Raw genomic sequence first — 8,018 nt, 5'->3', positions numbered from 1 at the left:
CGGTGGACGGCCGCCTGGTGACCGCCTCGGCGGACCGCGAGCCCGACCTCTTCTGGGCGTTGCGCGGCGGCGGTGGCGGACACCGTGCGGGGCAAGGACAGCGCGCTGCTCATCGTGGGCGCGCTCGGCGGTGCGATGGACCGGCCGTCGCCGACCGACACCGCCTACCCGCACCGCGGCGCGACGACGTCCATCGAGGTCTTCGGCACCGTCGGCGACCTGCCGCCCGAGCACGTCACGCGCGAGGTGGACGACGTGCAGTCGGCGCTCGCGCGGCTGGTCGGCGCCGGCACCTACATCAACTACCTCGACCCGGCGCAGGAGGACTGGGCGCGGACCGCGTACCGGCACAACCTGCGCCGGCTGCGGGCCGTCGCCCGCCGCTACGACCCCGACCGCGTGCTGCGCTTCCCGCAGTCCGTCACCGCGGGGTGAGCCGCGGCGTCACAGCAGGGTCAACTGCTCCTGCGCCACCGGCGCGTTCGGCGCCGAGGACGGCAGGCTGCCCTCCGGCCACAACCCCTCCTCGTCGCCGGGCACGCCGACCGCGTCCCGCTTGCCGCGCGCGTCGAGGCCGTGCCGCCGCAGCAGCGGCCGGATGCGCCCGGTCAGCCACCGCCGGTACCGGGCGTCCACGTAGGACCCCCGCGCGTACAGCCGGCGGTAGGTGTCGGTGAGGTCCGGCCGCTCCCGCACCAGCCACCGGGCGAACCACTCCCGCGCGCCCGGCCGCAGGTGCAGCGGCAGGACCGTCACGCCCGTCGCGCCGGCCTCCGCGACGGCGGCCAGCAACGCGTCCAACTGCTCCTCCGAGTCCGTGAGCGCCGGCAGCACCGGCGCGACGAACACCCCGCACGGCAGCCCCGCGTCCCGGATCCGGCGCACCAGGTCGAGCCTCGCCCGCGGGCTCGGCGTGCCCGGTTCCAGCCCGGACTGCAGCTCCCGGTCCAGCAGCGCGAGCGACACCCCGATGCCCACCGGCACCGCCGACGCGGCCCGCGCCAGCAGCGGGACGTCCCGCGCCATCACGGTGCCCTTGGTCAGGATGGAGAACGGCGTGCCCGAGTCGGCCAGCGCGCGGATGATGCCCGGCATCAACGCGTACCGGCCCTCGGCCCGCTGGTACGGGTCGGTGTTCGTGCCCATCGCCACGTGCTCGCGCCGCCACCGCTTGGACCGCAGCTGCGCCGTGAGCACCTCCACCGCGTTGACCTTGACCACGACCTGCGTGTCGAAGTCGTGGCCCGCGTCCAGGTCGAGGTAGGTGTGCGTCTTGCGGGCGAAGCAGTTGTGGCTCACCAGGCCGTTGGCCACGAAGTCGCCGGTGCCGGTGGTGATGTCGTACAGCGTGCGGGTCACGCCCAGCGACTCCACCGACACGACGCTCAGCCGCGACGTGACCGGCACCGCCATGCCCTCGACCGCGCTGCCGCGCCCGACGGCCGGGTTGACCAGGTGCAGGAACCGCAGCCGCTCCGCCAGGTCGCCGGTGATCCGCACGCCGCGCACCTCGACCGCGTGCGGCACGCGCAGCCGCGTCAACGCCAGCACGGCCGCGTCGAACACCGCGCTGTCCGAACTGGACATCACCAGCTCGCCGCCCGCGGCGCTGCCCCGCGCGTCGAACACGCCGGCCAGGAAGCCCTTCGACCACTCCTCCCCCGGCCCGGTCGGCCACTCGGCCAGCTGCCCCTCCCGCGGCACCCGGCCGCCCGCGAACGCGCGCACCCGGGCCAGCACGTCCGGGTGGGCCGGCACGCCGCCGCGCACGACGCCCCACAGGTAGCCCGCGCGGTACTCCGCGCCCTGCGCGGGCGGGGTGGCGAACCGGCCCGTGCCGACCAGCCGCGCGCCCTTCACCAGGAACGGCCGCTCCTCGAAGTCGGCGCAGCGGCCGGGCGTGACGTGCTTCCAGCCCTCGTCGGTGAGGAACCGGTGGTCGCCGCCCGCGACCACCCGGGTGCCGTCGCTCAAGGTCACCCGGTAGGCGGGCTTGGCGGTCTTCCAGTGCGCCCGCACGCGGGTGACCACGAACCGGCCGTGCGCCGTGCCGAACACCTCCTCGCCGACCGACAGCTCGGCGATCGGCTTGGTGCGGCCGTCGGCCAGCAGCACGGGCGTGTCACCCGTCAGGCAGTACGTGCACCCGTGCGTGCACCCGCGGTAGGGGTTGACGGTCCAGCCGAACGGCATCCCGTCGCCGGGCACCTTGTTGAGCACCGATTTGGCGTTCACCTCGTGGAACACGACATCGGCGAAGTCGGGAGTTCGTACGCTGCGCACCAGCCCCGGCAACCCCGGCAGGGCCTGCTGCCGGTCCGCCCCGTCCTTCTGCCCGTCCCATCGCATGTCCACATTCGAACAGATGTTCGATAACCGGTCAAACGGAGTGCCCGTGTCAGTGCTCGACGTCATCCTCTGGCCCTTCAACACCCCCGCCGTCACGGTCGCCGGGGTGGCCACCAGCTGGGGCGAGGTGGCGGGTTTCGTCACCGGCGCGCTCTGCGTGTGGCTGGTGGCCCGGCAGAACCCCTGGAACTGGCCGATCGGCATCCTCAACAACCTCGCCTTCCTGGTGCTGTTCGCGACCAGCGGCCTGTACGCCGACTCGGGCCTGCAGGTCGTCTACGTCGCGCTCGCGCTGTACGGCTGGTGGGCGTGGCTGCGGGGCGGCGCGCAGCACACACCGCTGCCCGTCGGCCGCACGACCCGCGCGCAGTGGTGGTGGCTGCTCGCGGCCGGCGTGGCGGGCACCCTGGTGCTGGTGTGGGTGCTCACCGCGTTCAGCAACTCGACCGTGCCGTGGGCGGACTCCGCGACCACCGTCCTCTCGCTGCTGGCCACGTGGGGCCAGACCCGCAAGAAGGTCGAGTGCTGGTGGCTGTGGATCGCAGCGGACGTGATCTACGTTCCGTTGTACGCCTACAAGGACCTCTGGCTGACCGCGATCCTCTACGTCGGTTTCCTGGCGTTGTGCGTGCTCGGCCTGCGCAACTGGACCAAGGCCCTGCGCGAGGACGAGGCGGTGACGGCGTGAGCGACTTCGACCACGCGTTGGTGCTGGGCAAGTTCTACCCCCCGCACGCCGGTCACCACCACCTCATCCGCACGGCCGCCGCCCGCAGCGGGCGGACCACCGTGACCGTGCTGGCGTCGAGCGTGGAGTCGATCCCGTTGGCCGACCGGGTCTCGTGGCTGCGCGCCGAGCACGCCGGCACGCCCGGCCTGGTCGTGCTGGGCGACGTGGACGACCACGAGATGGACTTCCACAGCGACCGGGTGTGGGAGCTGCACATGGGCGTGGCGCGGGCGGTGCTCGCGCGACGGGCCATCCTGGACGGCGACCCCGCGTCGGCCCGGGTCGACGCCGTGTTCTCCAGCGAGCACTACGGCGACGAGATGGCCAAGCGGCTCGGCGCGCGGCACGTCCCGGTGGACGTCGACCGCGCCGCCTTCCCGGTGTCCGGCACCGCGGTCCGGGCCGACCCGCGCGGCCGGTGGGCGCACCTCGCCCCGGCCACCAGGGTGGGTCTCTGCGCGCGGATCGTCGTGCTCGGGGCGGAGAGCACCGGCACCACCACTCTGTCCCGCGACCTCGCGCGGGCGCTGGGCGCGCCGTGGGTGCCCGAGTACGGCCGGGAGCACACCGAGCTGAAGCTGGCCGCCGCCCGCGCGTTCGACCCGGACGCCACCCCGGACCGTCTGGTGTGGACCGTGGGCGACTTCCAGGACGTCGCGCGGCGGCAGCAGCAGCTCGCCGACGCCGCCGTGGACGGTCCGGTGCTGGTGTGCGACAACGACCCGTGGGCGGCGACGGTGTGGGGCCACCGCTACCTCGGCGCGCCGCACCCGGACATCGCGCCGGACGCCCACCGCCCCGCCCTGTACCTGCTGACCGACCACGTCGGCGTGCCGTTCGAGCAGGACGGGTGGCGGGACGGCGAGCACCTGCGCGCGTGGATGACCGCGGAGTTCCGGGCGCGCCTGGCCGAGCGGGGCGTGCCGTGGCGGCTCGTCACGGGGTCGCCGGACGAGCGGCTGCGGCAGGCGCTGGCCGCCTGCGAGGAGGCGGTGGCCGCGCACTTCCGGTTCGCCGACCCGTTGGCCCCTAGACGGTGACGACCACCTGGTCCAGGGACTTGCGGACCAGGTTGGGCACCACGCAGTCGTCGGCCGGGTAGCCGATCGGGATCACCGCGAACGCCTTCTCGTTGCGCGGGCGTTCCAGCACCTCGCCGAGGAACCTCATCGGCGACGGCGTGTGGGTCAGCGCGGCGAGCCCGGACAGGTGCAGCGCCGTGAGCAGCATGCCGACCGCGATGCCCACCGACTCGTCCACGTAGTAGTGCTTGCGCCGGGTGCCGTCCGGCTCCTGGTAGTACCGCTGCTGGAACACGACCACCAGCACGGGGGCGTCGGTCAGGTGCGGCTTCACGTCGTCGGTGCCCAGGGGGCGCAACGCGTCCAGCCACTCGTCGCCCAGCCTGCCCGCGTACGAGACGCGTTCCTCGTGCTCGGCGGCCTCCCGGATGCGCCGGCGCACCTCGGGGTCCTTCACCAGCACGAACGTCCACGGCTGCTGGTGGGCTCCGCTCGGCGCGGTCGAGGCGACCTCCAGGGCGTCCAGCACCACCTGTTCGGGCACCGGGTCGGGGGAGAACATGCGCACCGTGCGGCGCTCCCGCATCCGGTCGCGCAGGTCGGCGGCCGTGCGCAGGGACTGCCCGACCGGCATCCGGGCCGGTCGGTACGGGACCGGGTCGTAGGCCCGGCCGTGAATGGGTGTCCAGTTCGTGGTCACGCGGCGAGCGTGGCACCGGGGGCGGCGGACCCGGAGGACCCACGCCGGAGTTCGCACCCAACTGTCCGACATGCGAACACCAAGGCCGAGCGGGCAGTATGTGCGCCGTGCGCGCCAAGGACCTGATCGCCGCCCACGGCCACGGACACGGGCACGGCCCCGCCGAACCCGCCTCCGAGCCGGTCCGGAAGCTGCTGCTGGTCCTGCTGCTGCCGTTCGTGCTCGCCACCGTGGTGGGCACGCTGCTGCTGTACCCGTTCGGGCACGAGCAGCGCACCGGCGCGGAGGCGGGGCTCGCGCAGGTGCCGGTGCGCGGCGACGTGACCGCCGTGGCCCGGGGCGGGTGCGGCCCGGACGCGGGCGTGCCGGGCGGCACGGGCTGCGTGCTGGTGACCGTGCGGATGAGCGACGGCGCGGCGGCCGGCCGCGAGATCCGCATCCCCGTGCCGGACCAGCCGGGCACGCCCAAGTTCGCCGTGGGCGACGCCGTGGTGCTCTCGTACGGCGGCGGCGACCCCAACGACAGCACGTCCTACCAGCTCGCCGACTTCCAGCGCGGCGTTCCGTTGCTGCTGCTGGCGGTGCTGTTCGTGGCCGCCGTGCTCCTGCTGGGCCGTTGGCAGGGCCTGGCGGCGCTGGGCGCGCTGGCGTTGAGCTTCGTGGTGCTCGTGCTGTTCGTGCTGCCCGCGATCCTGGCCGGCGAGAACCCGCTCACGGTCGCCGTGGTCGGCGCGGGGCTGATCATGTTCGTGGTGCTGTACCTGACCCACGGGGTGTCCGCGCGGACGTCCACCGCCGTGCTCGGGACGCTGGTCAGCCTCGCGCTGATCGGCGTGCTCGGCGCCCTGTTCTCCGCGTTCGCCAAGCTGACCGGCCTGGACCAGGACACGGCCAACCTCGTGTCGCTGCTCGGCCACGGCATCGACACGCGCGGCCTGCTGCTGGCCGGCACGATCATCGGCGCGCTGGGCGTGCTGGACGACGTGACCGTGACGCAGACCAGCGCGGTGTGGGAACTGCGCCGCGCCAACCCGTCACTGGGCTTCCGCGACCTCTACGCGGCGGGTTCCCGCATCGGCCGCGACCACCTGTCGTCGGTGGTGAACACGCTGGTCATGGCCTACGCGGGCGCGGCGCTGCCGCTGCTGCTCGCGTTCACCCTCTCGGGTCGCACCCTGGGCGAGATCCTCACCGCCCAGGAGGTCGCGCAGGAACTGGTCCGCACCCTGGTGGGCAGCATCGGCCTGGTCGCCGCCGTGCCGATCACCACCGCCCTGGCCGCCTTCGTCGCCCGCCGCGAACCGGCACCCGCCCAACCCGCGCCGACCACCCCGAAGACGACCACCCCAGAAGCGACCACCCCAGAGGCGACCACCCCGGGAACGACCTCCACGTGGCGCACCCGCGTGTCCGGCGACCTGCGCACCGGCTACGACCCGGCCAAGGGCCCGTGGCGGGCCCCTACCGCGCGATCAGCACCAGCGCCAACGCGATCGCGGCGGGAACGGACTGCACGACGAGGATCCGACGACTGACCGTCGCCGCGCCGTACAACCCGGCCACGATCACGCAGACCAGGAAGAACACCGCGAACGCGAACCCCGTCGTCCCCCGCACCACCAGGGCCACGACCAGGCCCGCGGCCAGGAACCCGTTGTAGAGGCCCTGGTTGGCGGCCAGCACCTTCGACTGGGCGGCGAACTCGGGCGTGGTCCCGAACACCGCCCGGCCGCGCGGCGTGGTCCACAGGACCATCTCCAGCACCACGATGTAGAGGTGGATGGCCGCGACCAGCGCGGTGAGGACGTCAGCGGCGATCTGCACAGGTCGGTAACGTACTCGCATGTTGCGGACCGCGTTGGGTGTCGCCACCGGGCTGGTGTCGGGGGTGCTCGCACTGCCGCGCATCGCCGACGCGCTGGAAGCGCTGACCGACCTGCGGGGCACCCTCGAACGGCTGGAGCAGCTCGCCACGTTCCTGGCCAACGAGCTGCCCGAGGCGTTGCACCAGCTGGAGGAGGTGCAACGCCAACTCACCGAGCTGGAGCCGGAACTGGCCGGCCTGACCGGCAACACCGGTCACCTGGACGAGTCGATCCGCGTCCTGGCCGCCACCCTCGGCCCGCTGCAGGGCGACACCGAGCGCCTGGGCAGGCTGGTGGACCGCAAGCGCCGCACCTCGGGACTACCGGGATAATCGCAGGGTGGGACGGATCCGGAAAGCCGACGAGACCATCAGCCGGGAGGTGGACTCGGGCATCGCGGAACTGGTCCCCGACCCCGACGTGCCGAGGGCGTGGACATTGCGCCTGAACGGCACCCCCCAGTCCCACGTGGACCTGGACGACCCGACGCACCTGGAGTTCGAGTACCTGCGCCGGCTCGGCCACGTCGCGGACCTGGTCGCCCCGGACCGCGACCCGATCCGCGCCCTCCACCTGGGCGGCGGCGCGCTCACCCTGCCGCGCTACATCGCCACGACCAGACCCCGTTCCAGCCAACAGGTCGTCGAGATCGACACGGCCCTGATCGACCTGGTCCGCGGCCTGCTCCCGCTGGACCGCACCTGGCGCCTGCGCATCCGCAACGGCGACGCCCGCGCCGTCCTCGCCAAAGCCCCGGAATCGACCTTCGACCTGGTCGTCACCGACGTGTTCGCCGGCTCCCGCACCCCGGCGCACCTGACGTCCGTCGAATACGTCGCCCTGGCCTCCCGCACCCTGCGCCCGGACGGCATCTACGCGGCCAACATCGGCGACGGCGGCAAGATGTCCTTCGCCAAAGCCCAAGCCGCCACCGTCCGCGCCGTCTTCCCCCACGTCTGCGTCCTGGCCGAACCGGCCGTCTTCCGAGGCCGCCGCTTCGGCAACTTCGTCCTCGTCGCCTCCCACGTCGACCTACCGATCGCCTCCCTGATCCGCCTGTCCGCCGGCGACCCGTTCCCGGGCCGGGTCGAACACGGCGACTCCCTGATCCGCTTCATCGGCGGCATCCCCCCGACCACCGACGCCACCGCCACCCAATCCCCCGCCCCGCCGAAGGGCACCTGGGGCCTCCCCACCGACTGACACACCCCCGCCCCCTCTCGCCCCCACCCCTCCCCCACTCCCCACCGGCCAACCCCCGCCCTTCCCCAACAGAAGGGTTCCGTGTCATCCCGCCGACCTGGCGCAGCCCTACCGCGCGTGTCAAGGGGGCACTCCCACCCCTACCCGCA

Annotated in this window: 9 protein-coding genes; 6 read left to right on the top strand and 3 right to left on the bottom strand. The window is 73.5% G+C overall.

The annotated features are described in order from the left end of the window. The first annotated feature begins 72 nt into the window (after window positions 1–72). On the top strand, window positions 73–435 hold the full coding sequence (locus ACFXGA_RS34030) for a BBE domain-containing protein (protein ID WP_378095178.1): 363 nt from the start codon (window positions 73–75) through the stop codon (window positions 433–435). Between the two features lie 9 nt (window positions 436–444). On the opposite strand, the gene ACFXGA_RS34025 is transcribed toward ACFXGA_RS34030, so the two are convergent. Next, window positions 445–2,349 (bottom strand): intein-containing Rv2578c family radical SAM protein, encoded by a 1,905-nt coding sequence (locus tag ACFXGA_RS34025; RefSeq protein WP_378095176.1) that lies wholly within the window; start codon window positions 2,347–2,349, stop codon window positions 445–447. A 46-nt stretch (window positions 2,350–2,395) separates the two neighbouring features. Between ACFXGA_RS34025 and pnuC the strand changes: the two genes are divergently transcribed. Next, window positions 2,396–3,037: a nicotinamide riboside transporter PnuC gene (gene pnuC / locus ACFXGA_RS34020; RefSeq protein ID WP_378095174.1), complete on the top strand. Its 642-nt coding sequence runs from the start codon at window positions 2,396–2,398 to the stop codon at window positions 3,035–3,037. Beyond that, on the top strand, window positions 3,034–4,119 hold the full coding sequence (locus tag ACFXGA_RS34015) for an AAA family ATPase (protein ID WP_378095172.1): 1,086 nt from the start codon (window positions 3,034–3,036) through the stop codon (window positions 4,117–4,119). The genes pnuC and ACFXGA_RS34015 overlap by 4 nt, the downstream gene beginning before the upstream one ends. Here the strand turns inward: ACFXGA_RS34015 and ACFXGA_RS34010 are convergent. Continuing rightward, window positions 4,109–4,735: a nitroreductase family protein gene (locus ACFXGA_RS34010; protein ID WP_378095191.1), complete on the bottom strand. Its 627-nt coding sequence runs from the start codon at window positions 4,733–4,735 to the stop codon at window positions 4,109–4,111. The genes ACFXGA_RS34015 and ACFXGA_RS34010 overlap by 11 nt on opposite strands. Before the next feature lie 164 nt (window positions 4,736–4,899). Here ACFXGA_RS34010 and ACFXGA_RS34005 point away from each other — a divergent pair, with 164 nt between their 5' ends. Further along, the gene (locus tag ACFXGA_RS34005; protein ID WP_378095170.1) at window positions 4,900–6,336 is read left to right on the top strand and encodes a YibE/F family protein; all 1,437 of its coding nucleotides are present in this window, start codon (window positions 4,900–4,902) and stop codon (window positions 6,334–6,336) included. Here the strand turns inward: ACFXGA_RS34005 and ACFXGA_RS34000 are convergent. After that, the gene (locus ACFXGA_RS34000) at window positions 6,263–6,625 is read right to left on the bottom strand and encodes a DUF1304 domain-containing protein (RefSeq protein ID WP_378095168.1); all 363 of its coding nucleotides are present in this window, start codon (window positions 6,623–6,625) and stop codon (window positions 6,263–6,265) included. The genes ACFXGA_RS34005 and ACFXGA_RS34000 overlap by 74 nt on opposite strands. Before the next feature lie 19 nt (window positions 6,626–6,644). Between ACFXGA_RS34000 and ACFXGA_RS33995 the strand changes: the two genes are divergently transcribed. Together ACFXGA_RS33995 and ACFXGA_RS33990 are read left to right on the top strand one after the other, a co-directional pair. Further along, entirely contained in the window at window positions 6,645–6,998 is a 354-nt protein-coding gene (locus ACFXGA_RS33995) for a hypothetical protein (protein ID WP_378095166.1), read from the top strand. Between the two features lie 7 nt (window positions 6,999–7,005). Next, window positions 7,006–7,869, top strand: coding sequence for a spermidine synthase (locus tag ACFXGA_RS33990; protein WP_378095164.1), 864 nt, complete (start codon window positions 7,006–7,008; stop codon window positions 7,867–7,869). Window positions 7,870–8,018 lie beyond the last annotated feature (149 nt).

It is taken from the genome of Actinosynnema sp. NPDC059335 (assembly GCF_042752395.1).
Classification (GTDB): Bacteria; Actinomycetota; Actinomycetes; order Mycobacteriales; family Pseudonocardiaceae; genus Actinosynnema.
Note: the sequence above shows the minus strand (reverse complement) of the source record. Positions and strands in the feature narration are given on the sequence as shown.